The sequence below is a fragment of the Cupriavidus sp. DF5525 genome (assembly GCF_040149425.2).
GTDB classification, from domain to species: Bacteria; Pseudomonadota; Gammaproteobacteria; order Burkholderiales; family Burkholderiaceae; genus Cupriavidus; species Cupriavidus pickettii_A.
Genome location: NZ_CP168265.1, coordinates 1,264,567 through 1,282,989, shown reverse-complemented (window position 1 = coordinate 1,282,989; position 18,423 = coordinate 1,264,567). Strand labels below are relative to the sequence as shown.

Sequence of the window (18,423 nt, the reverse complement as noted above, 5' to 3'; positions counted from 1 at the left end):
GTACGGGTGACCATCATGCAGAACATCCTGACCCTTCACAACCCGCAGAATGCGAGGGACTACTATTTATCGGGCATCTGGCAGCAGGAGACGCTGTACACGCTGGCCCGGCGCCATGCGCGCGAGCGTCCCACCTCCTGCGCATTGCGCGATGCCGATGTCAGGCTGACCTGGCGGGAAGTGGTCGACTGGGTCGACAGCGTCGCCGAAGCGCTCCATCGCCAGGGCCTGAAGCCCGGCGACCGCGTCGGCATCTGGCTGCCCAACGTCGTGCATGCGACCATCATTTTCCTGGCGTGCTCGCGCAATGGCTACGTCTGCTGCCCGTCGCTGCACCAGAACTACACTGTCGACGAGATCTGCACGCTGCTGAACCGCATCCAGTGCCGCGCGCTGTTCGCGATGCCGGGCTATGGCGCCGACGCCGATCGCAACTCCATCTTCGCCAGGGTGGCGGATATCCCGACGCTGGCCTGCGTGCTTGCGCTGCCCAATCCGGCTGCCGGCGATGCCGCACTGCCGGAGGGCGCCCTGCCGTTCCCGGACAGGCAGCCCCCCTCTGCCCTTTCCACCCCGGACCTGAATCCGGACAAGATCGTCTATCTCGCCTTCACATCGGGCACAACCGGCCTGCCCAAGGGCGTCATGCACAGCGACAACACGCTGCTGGCGAATGGCCGTGCGCTGGTCGAAGACTGGGGCCACACGGCCGATACCACGCTGCTGACACTCAGCCCCATGAGCCACCACATTGCGACGGTCGCCATGGAGCAGATGCTGGTGGCCGGGCTGGAGATGGTGATGACCAACCTGCGCGCCGGCAAGCACGCGCTCGACTGGATCCTTGAAACGGGCGCGACCTACGTGATGGGCGTACCCACCCATGCGATGGACATCCTGCAGGCGCTACGCGACCGCAACATGACGTCGCTGGGCGAGGTCCGCACCTTCTACATGGCCGGTGCGGCCATTCCCCGCGAAGTCGCGCAGAAGTTCGTCAGCCTGGGCGTGACGCCGCAGAACGTGTATGGCATGACCGAGAACGGGTCGCACAACTACACCGTTCCGACCGACACGCAGGACACCATCGTGTCCACCTGCGGTCGCGCGTGCCGGGGCTACGAGGTGAAGCTCTGGAAGCAGGACAACATCGACGAAGAAGCCGAAGTCGGCGAAGTCGGCGAGATCGGCGGGCGCGGCGGCCTTTTGATGCTCGGGTACTTCAGCAACCAGGTCGCTACCGAGACCTCGTTCAACATCCATGGCTGGTTTATGAGTGGGGACCTCGGCATCGTCGATGAGAACGGCTGCGTGGTGATCGTCGGGCGCAAGAAGGACCTGATCATCCGGGGCGGACACAACATCCACCCGGCACGGATCGAGGAACTCGCCATGCGCCATCCCAAGGTGGAACGCGCCGCGGCCTACCCGGTGCAGGACGAGCGACTGGGCGAGAAGGTCTGCCTGGCGGTCATCGTGCGCGCCGGGCAGGAGCTGCCGGCGAGCGACATGCTGGAACACCTCGCGGGCTGCGGCTTGTCCAAGTACGACATGCCCGAGTACTTCCTCGGACTCGACAGCTTCCCGCTGACTGCCAGCGGGAAGATTCTCAAACGCGAACTGGTCGAGATGACCCTGCGCGGACAACTGAAGCCGACGGCGGTCCGGTATCGGGCACGGGCCGTCGCGGGAGCATAAACATGGCAATTGACATCAAGTATTCCGGCCCGTATGCGGTCCTGACCCTGAACCGGCCCGACGCACTGAACGCATTGCAGTTCACGATGATCGAGGCCCTGTCATACACCCTTGACCAGGTGGCCGCATCCGATGCGCGCGCGCTGATCGTCACCGGCGCCGGCCCCAAGGCCTTCTGTGCCGGCGCCGACATCAAGGAGCTGATGGACAGGGACCTGATGGCGCAGCGGCTCGGCGCCCATCTGGGCCAGCGCACCTTCGCCAAGCTGGCCGCGCTGCGGATCCCGTCCGTGGCGGTGCTGCACGGCTACGCCTTCGGCGGCGGCCTCGAACTGGCCATGGCCTGTACCTTCCGCATCGCCACCGTCAAGGCGCGCATGGGCCTGCCGGAGATCAAGCTTGGCCTGATTCCCGGCTACGGCGGCACCCAGCGGCTGCCGCGCCTGGTGGGCGAGGCGCGCGCCACCGAACTGGTGATGTCGGGTCGGACGGTGGATGCCATCGAGGCCGAGCGTTGGGGCCTGGTCAACCGGGTCGTGCCGGAAGGCGAACCGGTGGAACTCGGCAAAGCCTTCATGGCCGATTTCGTCGGCTACAGCCGGTGCGCATCGCTGTTTGCCCGCGAGGCCGTCGCACGCGGCATGGCAACCACGCTGGACGAAGGCCTAGACATCGAAGCCGACCTGTCCACCCTTGCCTACCAGACCGCCGATGCGGCGGAAGGCATGCGCGCATTCCTCCAAAAACGCACGCCGGAGTTCAAAGATGCCTGAGATCAACGGTACGGTCATCGTGACGGGCGGCAGCCGCGGTATCGGTGCATCCATCTCAATCGAGCTTGCCAGCGCCGGCTTGCACGTGGCATGCCTGTCCCGCTCCGGCGAGCTTCCCGATCTGCAAGGGCTGGACGAAGCAGCGCAAAGCAGGGTGCGCGCCAGGCGCTGCGATATCACTGACCCGGACTCGGTCCAGGCTGCGTTCGCCGCGGTGCCGGCAATGTTCGGCAAGCCGGTGGTGGGCCTGGTCAACAACGCGGGCATCCATCTGCAAGGCGCGTCCGCAACCTTTCCGATTGCAGACTTCGAGCGGGTGATGACGACCAATGCCACCTCGGTGCTGCTCGCCAGCCAGGCCGCCTACCCCTACCTGTGCGAGAGCGGTTCGTCGCTGATCGTCAATATCGGATCGTTCTACGACAAGCTGGGCGTCAAGGGCAACGCCGCCTACTGCGCATCCAAGGCCGCCGTGGGTGCGATCTCGCGCTGCCTCGCCGTGGAATGGGCCCGCAACGGCATCCGCGTCCTCAATATCGCGCCCGGGTATATCGAGACGGACCTGAACCGGGAGGAGCTGAACGGGGAGGCGCTGCAAGCGTTCCTGAAGAAACGCATTCCGGCCGGCGGACCGGGGCAAGCCGCCGACATTGGCCGGCTTGTCGCCATGCTGTTCCAGTTGCCCGGACGTTTCCTGACCGGCGAGACGCTCTATGTCGACGGTGGCCAGGGCATGGCCCTTTGATCAAGGATGCACGCATGAACATTCTGGAACGACTGGACGCCCGCCTGCCCCTCTCCGATGAAGAGCGGATGATCCTCGACAGCGTCAGGCATCTCTGTGAAACGCAGATCGCACCGCGCGCGGCCGAGTATGACCGCACTGGCGCCTTCCCTTGGGAGAACGTGCAGGCGATCAATGCGCTGGGGCTGAACGCGATGTTCATCCCCGACGCCTACGGTGGCGCTCAACTCTCCTATCTCTGCTACCTCGCTTGCGTGCGGGAGATCTCCAAAGCGTGCGCCTCGACCGGCATCGTCTGGGCGACAAACTTCCATGCCATCAAGCCGCTGATCGAATACGGCAGCGAGGAACAGAAGGCCCGTCTGCTGCCACGGATTGCAGAGGGCGGTCTCGCTTCACTGGCGATCACCGAGCCGTCGGCCGGCTCCGACGCGACCGGCATGCGCACCAGCTTTACCCCTGACGGCGACGACATCGTCATCGACGGTGGCAAGACCTTTATCACCAACGGCGACGTCGCCGACCAGTACCTGCTGTTCGGCAAGTGGTCGGAGATCAGCGATCCGAAGGCAGCCATTTCGGTGCTGATCATGGAGAAAGGCACCGAGGGGCTGCGCGTGCTGGGCACGGAGCACAAGATGGGCACACGCGCCTCCAGCACCGCCAGCCTGGCATTCGATGGCTGCCGCGTGCCGCGCGCCAACCTGATCGGCAATCCCGGGGATGGCCTGCGCATCCTGTTCGGCTCGCTGAACCGCTCGCGGCCCAGCGTCGCTGCGCATGCGCTGGGCATCGCCCGCGCGGCCTTCGAGGATGCCGTTGCGTATATCAACGAGCGCCGGCAATCGGGCAAGCGGATCCTGGAATTCCAGGGCATCCAGTTCATGCTGGCCGACCTCGCCTCGGAACTGGCGCTGTGCGAATCGTGGCTATGGCGCGTCGGCGAGATGGTCGACGCCGGCGAGAAAGACTTCGGCGTGGAGGCCTCGATGCTGAAGCAGCGCGCATCGGATGCCGCCATGCGGATCACGACGGATGCCGTGCAGCTTCTGGGTGGCTACGGCTACTGCAACGACTATCGCGTCGAACGGCTGATGCGCGACGCCAAGATCACGCAGATCTGGGAGGGCACGAACCAGGTGCACCGCCAGCTGATCGGACGCAGTTTCTTGAAGAAGTAGGAGACAACGGTGACAACTATCCAAACCGTCGGCGTGGCCGGCGCCGGCACCATGGGGGCCGGGATCGCCATCGTGGCGGCCCGCGCCGGATTCCGGACCATCGTGTTCGATGCCAGGCAAGAGGCGCTTGACCGCGCCAGAGGCCAGACCGAGGCATTCCTGAAGAAATCGGAGGAACGCGGCAAGCTGCCGCCGGGCGCTGCCGCCGCCGCGCTGGACCGGTGGCAAGGCACCACCGACCTGGCCAGCCTTGCGGCGTGCGACATCGTCATCGAGGCCGTGTTCGAGGATCTCGCGGTCAAGCACCAGTTGTTCCAGGCGCTCGACCAGGTCTGCCCGGAGCGCACCATCTTTGCGTCGAACACCTCCACGATCTCCATCACCGAGATCGCCGGCGGCTCAGGCCGGCCGGACCGCTTCGTCGGCATGCACTTCTGCCTGCCGGCGCAACTGATGAAGCTGATCGAGATGTCGCCGGGGCTGGCGACATCCGACGAAACCTTCCGGCGTGCCTGGACCTTTGCCGAAGCCATGGGACAGAAGCCTGTGACCACGCAGGACACACCGGGCTTCATCCTCAACTACTTCCTGATCCCGTTCAACAACGACGCCATCAGGCTGGTTGAGCAAGGCGTGGCCGAGCCCGCCGATATCGACCTGGCGATCAAGACCGCGCTCGGCTATCCGATGGGCCCGCTCGAGTTGCTCGACCTGGTCGGCATGGATACCCAGAAGCTGCTGTGCGAGGCCATGCATGGCCTGACCCATGAGCCGCGCGCCGCCTGCCCGCCGCTGGTACGGCGCATGATCGCCGCCAACCGCCTTGGCAAGAAGACCGGCAGAGGTTTTCACGTCTACGGCGATACCAAGATGTTCGGAGCCTGATATGCGATACGAGATCGTTCGAGCCGGCGAGAGCCGCTCCTTCCCTGCCCCGCACGCCTTCCTGGAACAATCCACTGCGGACGGCGAGGGCCTGGTCTACCTCGGCGCCAGCGCCGGCGCAGCCTATGCCTGCGGTACCGGCCATGAGGCCCGCACCTTCGTGGCCATTGAGCTCGATACCGAGTGTCTGGGTTTCCACACCGGCGAAAGCCGCGGCCTGGAAGGGTCGAATGTCGTTGGCTTCGCCCGCTTCCGGCTGGGCAATGCCGATCCCAGCCCGCTGGTTGAACTGGTGCGGCAACCGGGCACGGATCCAGCGGCGATCGAGGCTGCCAAGGCGGCATTCCAGGCCAGTGGCCTGGTGGTGGCGGTCTGCAATGACTTTCCCGGCCGCATCGTCGACCGGCTGATCAGGCCCTACTTCAACGCGGCACTGCGGCGTCTGGACGAAAAACTGGCCAGCGCCGCGGACCTGGACAAGACCCTGTGCCTGGGCCTCGGCTATCCGGAAGGCCCGATCTCGCTGCTCGAGCGCACCGGGCTGGCGCAGCACTACGCTGTTACCCAGGCGCTCTACGAGGCGCTGGGCCAGGAACCCTATGCACCCGCTCGCCGGGCCCGCGTAGCCGCCGAACGCGCCAAGGCAGGGACGCCATGACCCAACCATTGACTGGGGTGAAGGTGCTGGACTTCAGCACCCTGCTGCCCGGGCCGCTGTGTTCCCTGCTGCTGGCCGAGGCCGGGGCCGAGGTCATCAAGTTCGAGCGACCCGGCCGCGGCGACGAAATGCGATCGTACGAGCCCAAGGCGGACGCGGACAGTACCAACTTCGTGCTCCTCAATCGCGGCAAGAAGTCCGTCGCCATCGATCTGAAATCGCCGGCTGCGATCGACAGCCTTGTGCCGCTGATCCAGGAAGCCGACGTGCTGCTTGAGCAGTTTCGGCCCGGTGTGATGGACCGGCTGGGGCTTGGCTATGCGGATGTCGCGAAGATCAATCCGCGGCTGGTGTACTGCTCGATCACGGGCTTTGGCCAGCACGGCCCGAGGGCGAACGAGGCCGCGCATGACCTGAATTACGTCGCCGCTGCCGGCATGCTGTCGCTGACCGCCGGCGCTGACGGCAAGCCGGGGCTGCCGCCGGCGCTGATCGCCGACATTGCCGGCGGCGCGTATCCGGCCATGATCAATATCCTGCTGGCCCTGCGCCAACGCGAGCAGACCGGCAAAGGCATCCATCTGGACATCGCCATGGCCGACAACCTGTTTGCGTTCCAGTACTGGGGACTCGGCGCCGGTGCCCGGGGCCAGTGGCCCCGCCCCGCCTCGGACCTTGTGACTGGGGGCTCGCCGCGGTATCAGGTCTACCGGACCGCCGATGGCGCTTTCCTCGCCGCGGCACCGATCGAAGAAAAGTTCTGGGGCAACTTCACCACGCTGATCGGACTGGACGCCGCGGCACTCGATCGGCTCGCGCCGGCAGAGGCGACCGAGGCTGTCGCCGCCGCCGTGGCAAAGCATACAGCTGACTACTGGATGGACCGCTTCGCGGGACAGGACGTTTGCACCAGCCGCATGGTCAGCCTGGAGGAGGCGGCGGCGGACCCGCATTTCGCTGCACGGCATCTGTTTGACCGGACAGTGAGGACCGCAGCCGGCACCACATTGTCCGCGTTGCCCGTTCCGTTGGACGCGGCGTTCCGCAACGTTAGCCCCGAGCAGGCCTCGCCCGCCCTTGGCGCCGACAACCATCTTCTAGAACCATAAATATGAAAGCTATCGTTATCCAGGAGTTCAATGAACCCGAGCATCTGTCCATTGGCGAGTTGCCGGATCCGGTGCTCCCTGCCGATGGTGTCCTGATTGAAGTCCGCGCCGCCGCGGTCAACTATCCCGACCTGCTGGTGGTGCGCGGCAAGTACCAGATACTGCCCGAGCGCCCTTTTGCACCGGGCAAGGATGCAGCAGGAGTCGTGCGCGCGGTCGGCAGCGATGTCAGGAAGCTGCGTCCCGGCGATCGCGTGGTGGCGCAACTCGAATACGGTGCGTACGCGGAACTCGTCAGTGCCAGCGAGAACGCTTGTTTCCGGATCCCGGACAGCATGTCGTTCGAAGATGCCGCGGCGATGGGGCTCGTCTACCAGACTGCATACTTCGCTCTTGTCGAACGAGGGGGATACCAGGAAGGTGAAACGGTACTGGTGACCGGCGCTGCCGGTGGCGTCGGCTCTGCGGCGCTGCAGATCGTGAAGGGACTTGGTGGTACCGCGCTCACCGGCGTCAGCGGCGCCGAACATGCGAAGGCCGTCATGGCGATGGGCGCGGACGCTGTCATCGACCTGGCGGCGCCGAACCTGCGGGATGCCCTGCGCGACCAGGTGCGCGCCGCAACGGGCGGGCACGGTGCGGATGTTCTGCTCGACACGCTTGGCGGCGACGTGTTCGATGCGGCCTTGCGCGCGATGGCATGGTGCGGTCGTGCGGTGGTCATCGGCTTTGCCGCCGGCCGCATCCCGGAGATCAAGGCCAACTACCTGCTGGTCAAGAACATCAGCGTAGGCGGACTGCAGTGGAGCGACTATCGGGAGCGGCAACCCGGGAAGGTCCAGGCGGTGCAGGAAAAGCTCTTCAGCCTGTATGAGCAAGGGGCTATCCGGCCGCCGATTGCCGGCGTGCTGCCGCTGGGCCGTGCTGGGGAAGCGCTGACCAAACTGGCATCGGGGCAGGTCGCTGGCAAGTACGTTCTCACAATCGATTGATCTCAAGCGGCGTCATGTACCGCGGGCCTTTCAACTGTCGCTGCTGGTGACATGTTGTCGTTGTTTGAACCGCTTGGTTCCGCCCTCCTGGGCGGGTCACTTATATGAACGCGCCCCGGTTTGCAAGGTATGACGACCATTCTGGCTCGAGCAGGACTGGTTGCAGACTTATATCCGGCCTTGCGGTGCAGGCGAGCCTGCGGGCCTTCATGGATATCCGCCGGCAGCGTCCCTATCTTTTGGTCGTGCTTTGAGGCACCTGTGACTCGTTGGGCTTACGCTCTCGCGGTCCGACCTGTCTTGCCATGATGCTCATCTCACCGTCGCAACCTGCGGGCGGGTCCTGCCTTCCTCCTCTGCAGCCCGGCCTGCCATCAGGCAGGCCTGACCGAGACGTAGTCGCGGTCATAAGCCCGGTCATGCGCCCAGCCAGACCTTGCCGCCGGTGCCGGTTTGTTTGGGCACCAAGCCAAGATAGGCCGCCAGTTGCCGGCCGGACTTGAAGGTGTGGACATCGCCAATGGTGGCAACATTGGCCGTGGCGGTGTGCATGCCGATGCCCGGGATAGCGAGGATGGTCTGGCAAGCCTGGTTCTGCCGGCCCCAGGCGTTGATACGCTGGTCGAGGCGGGCAATCTCCTGATCGAGCCGTTCGATGCTTTGCAATTGTTCGTGCACGAACTCGAACAGCATGGGCGGCACGCTCTGCTCGATGTCGGCCATGTGCTCGACGATTTCATGCAGGCCGGTGCGCAGTCCGCGCGGGAAGTGGACGCCGAATTCAAACAGCGTGCCCCGCAACTGGTTGACCAGCATGGTGCGCATCTTCACGCGCAACTGGCGCAGTGCGTGCAGGCTGAGCACGCACTGCTGCGACTCGTTCTTGGGGGCAACGACAGGCATGCCGGGCAGCTGCGCCGCGGTCCAGATGGCCTTGGCGTCGGCAGCATCGGTCCTGTGCCTATTACTCCAGCGATTGTTCTTGAGCACGCGCCCGTGCGTCGGCGCTGTGCGAGCGCAGCGACGCACTTCCCGGCGCCGCCGCCTCGCCCCAGCTGATGCGCCGCGCGCAGCGCAGCCGTAGGCGTTGACGCGATGCCCCAGTCAGCAGGCGGCCTACGCCCTGCATGGGGATCGTTCAAAAGTGGGCCTTCGCAAGGCACTGTCACTCACTCACCTGGCGTAGCAGGCTCGAACGGCTGACCACATAGAAACGGAAATCACCACCGCCCCGAACCACCAACGCCGCCCCCTTGATGAAGGCCAGCCGCAGGCGACGCGCTTTTGGTTACTTTTGTCGCTCGGACAAAAGTGACCCGCCCAGGAGGGCGGAACCAAGCGGTTCAAACAACGACGACATGTCACCAGCCGCGCGAGCCGTCGAGCAACGACCAGCCGATCGCGCAATCCTAGCCCTGTCTTGGCGCACGACGCATCCACGCCTGCACTTCCCCCATGATCCCGCGGCGGAACGCAAGCACGCACAGGATAAAGATCACCCCGGTCACCAGCGTCACCGACTCGCCCAGCGTCGCGAACCATTCCACCCCCGTCAGGCTTGCCAGCCCGACGCCGATATCGCCGAGCTTGTTCTCCAGCACGACAATGACCAGCGCGCCAATCACCGGCCCAGTCAGCGTACCCATGCCCCCCACCAGCGTCATCAGGATCACCGTCCCCGACATAGTCCAGTGGACATCCGTCAGCGTCTCAAAGCCAAGCACCAACGCCTTTATCGACCCCGCCAGGCCAGCCAGCGCCGCCGACAGAACAAAGGCCAGCAGCTTGAAACGGTTGGCGTCAAAGCCCAACGACACCGCACGCGCCTCGTTCTCCTTGATCGCCTTGAGCAGTTGCCCGAACGGCGAATGGACGACGCGCACGATCAACGCAAAGGCAGCCACGAAGATCGCTACGACAACGTAGTAGAACGTCATGTCGGAGGACAGCGGCAGTACGCCGAAGAGGCTGCCCCTCGGGATGCCCTGCATCCCGTCCTCGCCGCCGGTGGCCGGCGTCTGCAGGCACACGAAGAAGAACATCTGCGCCAGCGCGAGCGTAATCATCGAGAAGTAGATGCCTTGCCGGCGAATGGCGAGCGAGCCCATCAGCAAGCCAACTACCGTGGCAGTCGCGACGCCCGCCAGCAGGCCGACTTCCGCGGAAACGCCCCAGGTCTTCATCGCGTAACCGGTTGCATAGCCAGCCCCGCCAAAGAACGCGGCATGCCCGAACGACAACAGGCCGGTAAAGCCGAGCAGCAGGTTGAAGGCCGCGGCGAACAGTGCGAAGCAAAGGATCTTCATCACGAACACCGGGTAGACGCCCGCCTGGGGCGCCAGCACCAGCATGGCCAGCAGCAGGATGCCAAGGTATCTGGACACGCGCGTGGCGGAGCCCGGTGCGGATCCGGCCGGCATGGCAAGACGGGAGGTGGAGAAGTATCCGCTCATCATTTTTCCTTACCAAACAGTCCTGCAGGCCGAAACAGCAAGACGATGACCATCACGAGAAACACCACGGTCGAGGAGGCTTCCGGGTAGAACACCCTGGTCAGGCCCTCGACGACACCCAGGCCGAGCCCGGTCAGCACCGCGCCAAGGATCGAACCCATGCCGCCGATCACCACCACGGCAAACACCAGGATGATCAGGTTCTGCCCCATCAGCGGGGAAACCTGCGTGACCGGCGCGGCGAGCACACCGGCGAGGCCGGCCAGCGCCACCCCGAAGCCATAGATCGCCGTAATCAGCAGCGGCACATTGACGCCGAACGCCTCCACGATCTTCGGGTTCTCGGTTCCCGCGCGGAGCACGGAGCCGAGCCTGGTCTTCTCGATCAGGAACCAGGAACCCAGGCACACCGACAGCGATGCACCGACGACCCAGGCGCGGTAGTTGGGCAGGATCATGAAGCCCAGGTTTGTCCCGCCGGAGAGCGCTTCCGGCGTCGAGTACGGCAGGCCGGAGACCCCGTAGGCCGAGCGCAATACACCTTCCACCACCAGCGTCACACCGAGCGTCAGTAGCAAGCCATAGATATGGTCCAGCTTGTAGATGCGCCGCAGTAGCAGACGCTCCAGCACCACGCCCAGGATGCCAACGGCAAGTGGGGCAAGCACCAGCATCGCCCAGTAGGACAGTCCCAGGTAGGTCGTGCCCATCCACGCCAGCACCGCGCCCAGCATGAACAAGGCGCCATGGGCGAAGTTGATGACGTTCAGCAGTCCGAAGATCACGGCCAGGCCGAGACTGAGCATGGCGTAGAACGCGCCGTTGACCAGTCCGAGCAGGACCTGCGAGAGCAATGCCGGCAGCGGTATTCCGAAGATTTCAATGGGCATCGTCAGCCTCACACTCCAAGTAGTTCGTGCAGCACCGGCATCTTGGCCTGCAGCTCACTGGCCGCGAAGCGCTCGACGATGCTGCCATGCTCCATCACGTAGAAGCGGTCGGCCAGCGGCGCGGCGAAGCGGAAGTTCTGCTCCACCATCACCACCGTGTACCCCTTCTGCTTGAGCATCAGGATCATGCGCGCGAGCGCCTGCACGATCACCGGTGCCAACCCTTCCGAGATTTCATCGAGCAGCAGCAGGTTGGCACCCGTGCGCAGGATGCGCCCGACCGCCAGCATCTGCTGCTCGCCGCCGGAAAGACGCGTGCCCTGGCTCTGGCGGCGCTCCTTCAGGTTCGGGAACATCTCGTAGATATCCGCCTCGCTCATGCCCTTGCTGGTGTCCGCGCCCTTGAGCACGGGCGGCAGCATCAGGTTTTCTTCGCATGAGAGGCTGGAGAAGATGGCGCGCTCTTCGGGGCAATAGCCAATGCCGTAGTGCGCGATCTTGTGCGTGGGCAGGCTGATGGTTTCATGGCCATTGACCTTGATCGAGCCCTTGCGCGCACCCGTCAGGCCCATGATCGCGCGCAGCGTGGTGGTGCGACCGGCGCCGTTGCGGCCCAGCAGCGTGACCACTTCACCGCGGTTCACCGTCAGGTCCACGCCGTGCAGGATGTGCGATTCGCCGTACCAGGCCTCCAGGCCCTTGATTTCGAGGGCAGGTGTATTCGATGTCGTCATGTCGTGCCCCTCAGTGCGCGCCTTGCAGTTCCGCGTCGACGGTGCCCATGTAGGCCTCCATCACGCGCGGGTCCTTCGACACTTCAGCGTAAGGGCCCTCGGCCAGGATCGCGCCGCGCTGCAGCACCGTGATCTTGTCCGCGATCGACGACACCACGCTCATGTTGTGCTCCACCATCAGGATGGTGCGGCCCGCCGAGACCTTCCTGATCAGCTGCGTGACGCGGTCCACGTCCTCATGGCCCATGCCCTGCGTGGGTTCGTCCAGCAGCATCAGCTCGGGCTCCATCGCCAGCGTGGTGGCGATCTCGAGCGCGCGCTTGCGGCCGTACGGCAGGTTCACCGTGACGGTTTGCGCGAACTCGGTCAGCCCGACCTGCTCGAGCAGTTCCATGGCGCGGTCGTTGAGCACGTTCAGCGAGCGCTCGCTGCGCCAGAACTGGTACGCGGTGCCAAGCTGGCGCTGCAGGCCGATGCGCACGTTCTCCATCACCGTCAGGTGCGGGAACACCGCCGAGATCTGGAAGGAACGGATCACGCCGCGGCGCGCGATCTGCGCGGGCTTCTCGCGGGTGATGTCGATGCCGTTGAATAGGATGGTGCCGGTGGTCGGCTCCAGGAACTTGGTGAGCAGGTTGAAGCAAGTGGTCTTGCCCGCGCCGTTGGGCCCGATCAATGCATGGATCGACCCGCGGCGTACTTGCAGGTTGACATCGCTGACCGCCGTAAAGCCCCTGAAGGCCTTCGACAGTTGCGTTGTCTGCAGGATGAGATCTGACATGGGAAGTGGAAGCGCTCGGATGAAGGACAAAACAGGGCCTCCGGTGGCCTTGGCCACCGGGATTCCCTTCAAGCGGGGATCAGGGACAGACGCGGCGCGTCAGCCCTTCAGCGGGCAGGCGCTCTGTGCCAGCGGTTCAAACGCCTTGTCCTTCGGAATCACTTTGCGGATCTTCATCAGGTCCCACTCGCCCTTCGACTCCGCCGGTCCCTTGGCTTCGGCGAGGTACATGTCGTGGACCATCTGCCCGTTGGCCTGGATACGGCCGCCCTTGGCAAAGAAGTCGTTGACCGGCGTCTCGCGCATCTTCGCCATGACCTTGTCGGGGTCCGCGCTGCCGACGGTCTGCACGGCCTTGAGGTAGTGGATAACGGCGGAGTACATGCCGGCCTGGACCATGGTCGGCATCGACTTGGTCTGGGCAAAGAATTTCTTCCCGAAAGCCCGGGTCTCGTCGTTGTAGTCCCAGTAGAAGGCCGTGGTGAACTGGAGGCCCTGCGACGCCTTCAGGCCCATACCCTTCAGGTCGCTATCGAAAATCAGCAGGGGCGCAACCACCTGCTTTCCTGTTCCCAGGCCGAACTCCGCGGCCTGGCGCACCGCGTTCTGGGTATCGCGCCCGGCATTGGCCAGTGCGATGACCTGCGCCTTGGACGACTGCGCCTGCAGCAGGAACGAAGCAAAATCCGATGCCGAGAGCGGGTGTCGGACCTTCCCGCTCACCTTGCCGCCGGATTGCTCGACCACCGCGACGGCACTGGCTTCCAGCGAATGGCCGAAGGCATAGTCAGCGGTCACGAAGAACCAGTCCTTCTTGCCTTCCTCGACGATCGCCCGCGCCGTGCCGTTGGCCAAAGCATAGGTGTTGTAGACGTAGTGCACACCATAAGGCGAGCACTGCTTGCCCGTGAGTTCGGTCGTGGCGGAACCCGCGAAGATGGTGATCTTCTTCTTGCTTGCGCCGAGCTTCTGCAGCGCCAGCGCCGAAGCCGAGTCGGTGGACTCGATGATCATCTCGACGTTATTGCGGTCATACCACTCCCGCGCCCGGGTCGCGGACACATCGACCTTGTTCTGGTAGTCCGCGCTCAGGACCTCGATGGGCCTGCCGAGAACCTTGCCGCCGAAATCCTGGACCGCCATCTTGACCGCGGCGACCCCGCCCGGCCCGCCAATACCTGAGTACACGCCCGTCATATCTACGAGGGCGCCGATCCGGAAGGGCTCCTCCGCCAGCGCCGGATGGCAGAGCGTTGCCAGGCAAGCCAGCGCGCATGTGCGCAGCACCGTAGTCTTCATTGAATGTCTCCAGTCGTACGTTATCGTCGTGGGCTGCCGCTGCGGACAGGGCAGCCTTCTTCTTTCTCTGCAACAACGATGCCAGCCCTGGAACCCCTGAAAACCGGCAGAAATCGGGGATTTCTGTGTCTTCGCCGGCTTGACGAGGACATTCGTGCCCACGCACATGTCCTCGGAAACTACAGTCCTGGTGCTCTCGAAGGCCGCGACAGCGGCTCAGGACTCAACGACAAAGCGCCGGTGTTCGGCGCCGCCAGCGCGGGCACACCGATGGCGTACCGCCCAGACCACGGCGCGCATTGCCTTGCTTCCAAGGCACTGGACCGTCCGCGTGCAGCGCTCGAACGCCACGTCATCCGGAAAATACCGAAGCTCCGCGGCACTGCCGAGGATCACCGCGATATCGAGTGGGGATTCCTGCTGGATAGCCAGCGCCAGCAGGCGGCTAAGCCGCCGCGTCACTGCGTTGCCATCGTCCGGCCTTTGCTGCCTGGCTTCCGACTGGATGGCACGCACCGCGGCCCGGATGTGGTGGAGCATCTCTGCAATACACATCTCGGACTGCGTTGACCGTATCGATTGCCTTGCGCCTGCCACCGTCCACTCCTTGTATTGCAGCGCCTCGCCTGTGGGTTGTCAGAACAGTTCCGGCGGGATAGCCAGCACGCTGTCGGCCCCATGCAGGATGCGATGGCGGTGTGCGCCGGCCTGCGCGAGGATGTGCTCCGCGAAGAAACGCGCGGTGGCCACCTTCGCCTCCATGAATGCCTTCGCTTCACCACGCGCCGCATACTCGTCGGCAACAAGCAACGCACGTGCCAACAGCCACCCAGCCACCAGTTCACCCGCCAGGGTCAGGTAAGGAACGCTTCCGGCATAGACCGCATTGGGGGCTTGTGCCCCCTCGCGCACGACATACCCGACGACATCGAGGAAGGCCTCCCGCGCATGTGCCAGGCCGGCCCTGACCGAGGCCGCGGCCGCGCCATCCCGCTGCGCGAGTTGCGCCTCGGTCTGCTCGATCTGCGCGGCGATCGCCCGCGCCATCGCACCGCCATCGCGGATCGTCTTGCGACCCACCAGGTCGTTTGCCTGGATGGCGGTGGTGCCTTCATAGATCGGGAGGATGCGGGCGTCGCGGTAGTACTGCGCGGCGCCGGTTTCCTCGATGAAGCCCATGCCACCATGGACCTGGATATTCAGCGACGTGACCTGCACGCCCATTTCCGTGCAGTAGCCCTTGATCAGCGGCAGCAGGAACTCGTAGAACGCATGCTGGGCCTGCCTGACCCCGGCGTCAGGGTGGCGGCAGGCCTGGTCGTCGGCGGCAGCCGCGACCAGCAGCATCGCCCGGCAGCCCTCGATGCGGGCGCGCATTTCCATCAGCATCCGGCGGACGTCCGGGTGCCGGATGATGGCGACACTGCCCGCGGCCGATCCATCCACCGGACGGCCCTGCACGCGCTCGCTCGCATACGCCACGGCCTGCTGGTACGCGCGCTCGGCAATGGCGACGCCCTGCACGCCGACGGCAAAGCGTGCCGAGTTCATCATCTGGAACATGTACTCCAGGCCGCGGTTCTCCTCGCCAATCAGGTAGCCGGTTGCGCCGCCATGGTCCCCGTACTGCATCACCGCCGTCGGACTCGCCTTGATGCCAAGCTTGTGCTCGAGACTGGTGGCATGCACGTCATTGCGTTCGCCCAGGCTCCCGTCCGCCTGGACCAGGACCTTCGGCACCATGAACATGCTGATGCCCTTGATGCCCTCGGGCGCGCCTGCGACCCGGGCAAGCATCAGGTGCACGATGTTCTCGGTCAGGTCATGGTCGCCGTAGGTGATGAAGATCTTGGTGCCGAACAGCTTGTAGGTCCCATTCTCCTGGCGCTCGGCGCGCGTGCGCACCAGCGACAGGTCACTGCCCGCCTGCGGCTCGGTCAGGTTCATGGTGCCCGTCCACTGTCCCGAGACCAGCTTGTGCAGGTACGTCTGGCGCATCGCCTCCGAGCCAGCTGCGGCCAGCGCGGCAATGGCGCCGTCGCTGAGCAGTGCGCACAGCGCGAAGCTCAGGTTGGCGGAGTTCACCATCTCCGAACACGCTGCCCCGATCACCTTCGGCAAACCTTGCCCGCCGTATTGCGGAGGATGCTGGACGCCCAGCCATCCGGCTTCCGCGTACTGGCGGAAGGCCTGCCGCAAGCCGGGGCTCGTCTTCACACCCCCATCGACCAGGGTCGCAGGCTCGCGGTCGCCGCTGGCGTTGAGGGGCGCGATCACCGCCTCGTTGAAACGGGCGCACGCTTCCAGCACGGCGGCTGCCGTCTCGATGCCGGCGTCCTCGAAGCCATCCAGCCGGGCGAGTTCGTCCAGGCCAGCCAGGTGCTCGATGTTGAAGAGGAGGTCCTTGAGCGGTGCTACGTATGTCATTGGGGTCTCGCGTATGGGGGGACACGCCTGGCCGGTTCAGTTCGTCGGGCAAACGCGTCCGGGATTGGAGGAGCTCGGGTGTCCCTGAATCAGGCGTGCGGCTGAGGAGCGCCGTCTGATTCGCGCCCTGTGGCAGGGCAATACCCGATATGCGCAGGGGGACGCCGGGGGCGGGCGTAGATGCCGCCCTCCGGCAACTGCATTTCAGCGGCCGGTGAAGCGTGGGGCCCGCTTTTCCAGGAAGGCGTTGATGCCTTCGCCGGCGTCGCCTGTCTGTGTGGCCAGGACAAAGAGTTCGGCTTCCGCCCGCAGGCCGGCCTCAAGGTCCAGCGTTGCCGCACGCCGGACCGCCTCGCGGGCGAGGTGGACCGCGGCGGGCCGCCCTTCCGCAAGCGAGGCGAGGAATGCCAGGCCAATGCTCACGGCATCGCCATCCTCGACCAGCTTGTCGACCAGGCCGATCTCCAGCGCCTCGTCGGCAGAGACAAGGCGACCGGAGAGGATCAGTTCCATCGCCTTGTCGGTTCCGACCAGGCGCGGCAGGCGCTGGGTCCCGCCATAGCCGGGGATCAGGCCGAGCTTGATCTCCGGCAAACCCAGCCTGGCGCCGGCGACTGCCACCCGGTGGCTGCAGGACATGGCCAGCTCCAGGCCGCCGCCCAGCGCCGCGCCGCGGATCACCGCAACCGTCGGTACCCGCAGGGCAGCCAGCCTGGAGAACGTGCCCTGTCCCAGCGCAGCGCCGTCACCATGTTGCGATGCCGTCCTGCCGCACAGCTCACCGATGTCGGCACCGGCACAGAATGCCCGGTCGCCGCCGCCGACCACCAGTACCGCCCGGACGTCGGAATCGGTGATGGCATCAATGCACTTCGACAGTGTCTGGATCATGCCGGAGTTCAGCGCATTGAGCGCCGCCGGCCGGTCGAGTGTCAGCACCGCCACGTCGTCGATATAGTGCAGGCCGATCGTCATGACTTGTTCTCCCCACCGTCGCCGGCAACCTTCCCCTGGTAGACGTCACGGAAACGCGGCTTGCGCTTCTCCAGGAAGGCATGGACGCCCTCCTGCGACTCAGCCGTGCCGTAGTAAAGCGCCAGGGCCTGCATGCCCAGCCCGCCAATACCGCGGATCGAGTCCGTATCGGCATTGAAGGAGCGCTTGGCGATCGCCAGGGCGGTCGGGCTCATGGCGAGGATTTCCTGGCACCACTTGTCCACCTCGGCGTCGAGCTGGTCGGCGGGTACCACGGCGTTGATCAAACCCATGGCCAGCGCCTCGGCGGCGGTGTAGCGCCGGCACAGGAACCAGATCTCGCGGGCACGCTTCTCGCCGACGACGCGAGCCAGCAAGGCCGTACCGAAGCCGGGATCGACCGAGCCAACCTTGGGGCCGACCTGGCCGAACTGCGCGGTTTCGGAAGCGATCGCCAGGTCGCAGCAGGTCACCAGCACATTGCCGCCGCCGATGGCATAGCCATTGACGCGCGCGATCACGGGCTTGGGACATTCCCGGATGATGCCCTGCAGCTCCTCGACCGGCAGGCCGATCACGCCGCGGCCGTCGTAGCCACCGTCGTGCGCGGACTGGTCGCCGCCAGTGCAGAATGCCTTCTCGCCGGTACCGGTCAGCACGACCACGCCGACCGACTTGTCCCACGAGGCCGCATTCAGCGCGTGAATCAGCTCGTCACAGGTGCGGCCACGGAAGGCGTTGTACTTCTGCGGACGGTTGATGGTGATGCGCGCCACACCTTCGCGCACTTCATAGAGGATGTCGGTATATTCGTTCATGGTTC

17 protein-coding genes and 1 pseudogene are annotated in these 18,423 nt (G+C 65.1%); 8 read left to right on the top strand and 10 right to left on the bottom strand.

Annotated features, from left to right (window positions below):
* Positions 1–15 precede the first annotated feature (15 nt).
* The 8 genes from ABNX08_RS06145 to ABNX08_RS06110 are packed head-to-tail and all read left to right on the top strand — an operon-like array spanning position 16 to position 8,041.
* A complete protein-coding gene (locus tag ABNX08_RS06145) occupies positions 16–1,698 on the top strand; it encodes an AMP-binding protein (RefSeq protein WP_041681306.1) in 1,683 nt (560 codons plus the stop codon).
* A 2-nt stretch (positions 1,699–1,700) separates the two neighbouring features.
* The gene (locus ABNX08_RS06140) at positions 1,701–2,471 is read left to right on the top strand and encodes an enoyl-CoA hydratase/isomerase family protein (protein ID WP_022534290.1); all 771 of its coding nucleotides are present in this window, start codon (positions 1,701–1,703) and stop codon (positions 2,469–2,471) included.
* Positions 2,464–3,216, top strand: a complete 753-nt coding sequence (locus ABNX08_RS06135; protein WP_022534289.1) for an SDR family NAD(P)-dependent oxidoreductase — start codon at positions 2,464–2,466, stop codon at positions 3,214–3,216. Before ABNX08_RS06140 ends, ABNX08_RS06135 begins: the two co-directional genes overlap by 8 nt.
* Positions 3,217–3,230: 14 nt before the next feature.
* Complete coding sequence (locus ABNX08_RS06130; protein ID WP_022534288.1) at positions 3,231–4,397, top strand: acyl-CoA dehydrogenase family protein; 1,167 nt, start codon at positions 3,231–3,233, stop codon at positions 4,395–4,397.
* A 9-nt stretch (positions 4,398–4,406) separates the two neighbouring features.
* Positions 4,407–5,282: a 3-hydroxyacyl-CoA dehydrogenase family protein gene (locus tag ABNX08_RS06125; protein WP_022534287.1), complete on the top strand. Its 876-nt coding sequence runs from the start codon at positions 4,407–4,409 to the stop codon at positions 5,280–5,282.
* Position 5,283: 1 nt separating this feature from the next.
* Positions 5,284–5,940: a 3-hydroxyacyl-CoA dehydrogenase family protein gene (locus ABNX08_RS06120; RefSeq protein ID WP_022534286.1), complete on the top strand. Its 657-nt coding sequence runs from the start codon at positions 5,284–5,286 to the stop codon at positions 5,938–5,940.
* Entirely contained in the window at positions 5,937–7,049 is a 1,113-nt protein-coding gene (locus ABNX08_RS06115; protein WP_022534285.1) for a CaiB/BaiF CoA-transferase family protein, read from the top strand. Before ABNX08_RS06120 ends, ABNX08_RS06115 begins: the two co-directional genes overlap by 4 nt.
* A gap of 2 nt (positions 7,050–7,051) precedes the next feature.
* Positions 7,052–8,041, top strand: a complete 990-nt coding sequence (locus tag ABNX08_RS06110) for an NADPH:quinone oxidoreductase family protein (protein ID WP_022534284.1) — start codon at positions 7,052–7,054, stop codon at positions 8,039–8,041.
* 423 nt (positions 8,042–8,464) lie between these two features.
* Here ABNX08_RS06110 and ABNX08_RS06105 read toward each other — a convergent pair.
* From ABNX08_RS06105 to badI, 10 genes and pseudogenes are all read right to left on the bottom strand, one after another.
* Positions 8,465–9,001, bottom strand: a pseudogene (locus ABNX08_RS06105) (IS110 family transposase); the annotation flags it as partial.
* Positions 9,002–9,450: 449 nt separating this feature from the next.
* A complete protein-coding gene (locus ABNX08_RS06100; RefSeq protein WP_349609635.1) occupies positions 9,451–10,461 on the bottom strand; it encodes a branched-chain amino acid ABC transporter permease in 1,011 nt (336 codons plus the stop codon).
* A 32-nt stretch (positions 10,462–10,493) separates the two neighbouring features.
* Complete coding sequence (locus ABNX08_RS06095) at positions 10,494–11,378, bottom strand: branched-chain amino acid ABC transporter permease (protein WP_041681304.1); 885 nt, start codon at positions 11,376–11,378, stop codon at positions 10,494–10,496.
* Between the two features lie 14 nt (positions 11,379–11,392).
* Entirely contained in the window at positions 11,393–12,118 is a 726-nt protein-coding gene (locus tag ABNX08_RS06090) for an ABC transporter ATP-binding protein (protein ID WP_022534280.1), read from the bottom strand.
* A gap of 10 nt (positions 12,119–12,128) precedes the next feature.
* Entirely contained in the window at positions 12,129–12,899 is a 771-nt protein-coding gene (locus ABNX08_RS06085; protein ID WP_349609356.1) for an ABC transporter ATP-binding protein, read from the bottom strand.
* A 99-nt stretch (positions 12,900–12,998) separates the two neighbouring features.
* Positions 12,999–14,198: an ABC transporter substrate-binding protein gene (locus ABNX08_RS06080; protein ID WP_022534278.1), complete on the bottom strand. Its 1,200-nt coding sequence runs from the start codon at positions 14,196–14,198 to the stop codon at positions 12,999–13,001.
* A gap of 216 nt (positions 14,199–14,414) precedes the next feature.
* Positions 14,415–14,753, bottom strand: a complete 339-nt coding sequence (locus tag ABNX08_RS06075) for a hypothetical protein (protein ID WP_051369689.1) — start codon at positions 14,751–14,753, stop codon at positions 14,415–14,417.
* Between the two features lie 81 nt (positions 14,754–14,834).
* Positions 14,835–16,625 (bottom strand): acyl-CoA dehydrogenase, encoded by a 1,791-nt coding sequence (locus ABNX08_RS06070; protein WP_349609362.1) that lies wholly within the window; start codon positions 16,623–16,625, stop codon positions 14,835–14,837.
* Between the two features lie 204 nt (positions 16,626–16,829).
* Complete coding sequence (locus tag ABNX08_RS06065) at positions 16,830–17,600, bottom strand: enoyl-CoA hydratase/isomerase family protein (RefSeq protein WP_022534275.1); 771 nt, start codon at positions 17,598–17,600, stop codon at positions 16,830–16,832.
* Entirely contained in the window at positions 17,597–18,418 is an 822-nt protein-coding gene (gene badI, locus ABNX08_RS06060; RefSeq protein WP_022534274.1) for a 2-ketocyclohexanecarboxyl-CoA hydrolase, read from the bottom strand. Before badI ends, ABNX08_RS06065 begins: the two co-directional genes overlap by 4 nt.
* Between the last annotated feature and the right edge of the window lie 5 nt (positions 18,419–18,423).

Coding starts and splice junctions, on each gene's coding strand:
- ABNX08_RS06145 (WP_041681306.1), top strand. CDS start 16: ATGCAGAACATCCTGACCCTTCACAACCCGCAGAATGCGAGGGACTAC.
- ABNX08_RS06140 (WP_022534290.1), top strand. CDS start 1,701: ATGGCAATTGACATCAAGTATTCCGGCCCGTATGCGGTCCTGACCCTG.
- ABNX08_RS06135 (WP_022534289.1), top strand. CDS start 2,464: ATGCCTGAGATCAACGGTACGGTCATCGTGACGGGCGGCAGCCGCGGT.
- ABNX08_RS06130 (WP_022534288.1), top strand. CDS start 3,231: ATGAACATTCTGGAACGACTGGACGCCCGCCTGCCCCTCTCCGATGAA.
- ABNX08_RS06120 (WP_022534286.1), top strand. CDS start 5,284: ATGCGATACGAGATCGTTCGAGCCGGCGAGAGCCGCTCCTTCCCTGCC.
- ABNX08_RS06115 (WP_022534285.1), top strand. CDS start 5,937: ATGACCCAACCATTGACTGGGGTGAAGGTGCTGGACTTCAGCACCCTG.
- ABNX08_RS06110 (WP_022534284.1), top strand. CDS start 7,052: ATGAAAGCTATCGTTATCCAGGAGTTCAATGAACCCGAGCATCTGTCC.
- ABNX08_RS06100 (WP_349609635.1), bottom strand. CDS start 10,461: ATGCCGGCCGGATCCGCACCGGGCTCCGCCACGCGCGTGTCCAGATAC.
- ABNX08_RS06090 (WP_022534280.1), bottom strand. CDS start 12,118: ATGACGACATCGAATACACCTGCCCTCGAAATCAAGGGCCTGGAGGCC.
- ABNX08_RS06085 (WP_349609356.1), bottom strand. CDS start 12,899: ATGTCAGATCTCATCCTGCAGACAACGCAACTGTCGAAGGCCTTCAGG.
- ABNX08_RS06080 (WP_022534278.1), bottom strand. CDS start 14,198: ATGAAGACTACGGTGCTGCGCACATGCGCGCTGGCTTGCCTGGCAACG.
- ABNX08_RS06075 (WP_051369689.1), bottom strand. CDS start 14,753: ATGTGTATTGCAGAGATGCTCCACCACATCCGGGCCGCGGTGCGTGCC.
- ABNX08_RS06070 (WP_349609362.1), bottom strand. CDS start 16,625: ATGACATACGTAGCACCGCTCAAGGACCTCCTCTTCAACATCGAGCAC.
- ABNX08_RS06065 (WP_022534275.1), bottom strand. CDS start 17,600: ATGACGATCGGCCTGCACTATATCGACGACGTGGCGGTGCTGACACTC.
- badI (WP_022534274.1), bottom strand. CDS start 18,418: ATGAACGAATATACCGACATCCTCTATGAAGTGCGCGAAGGTGTGGCG.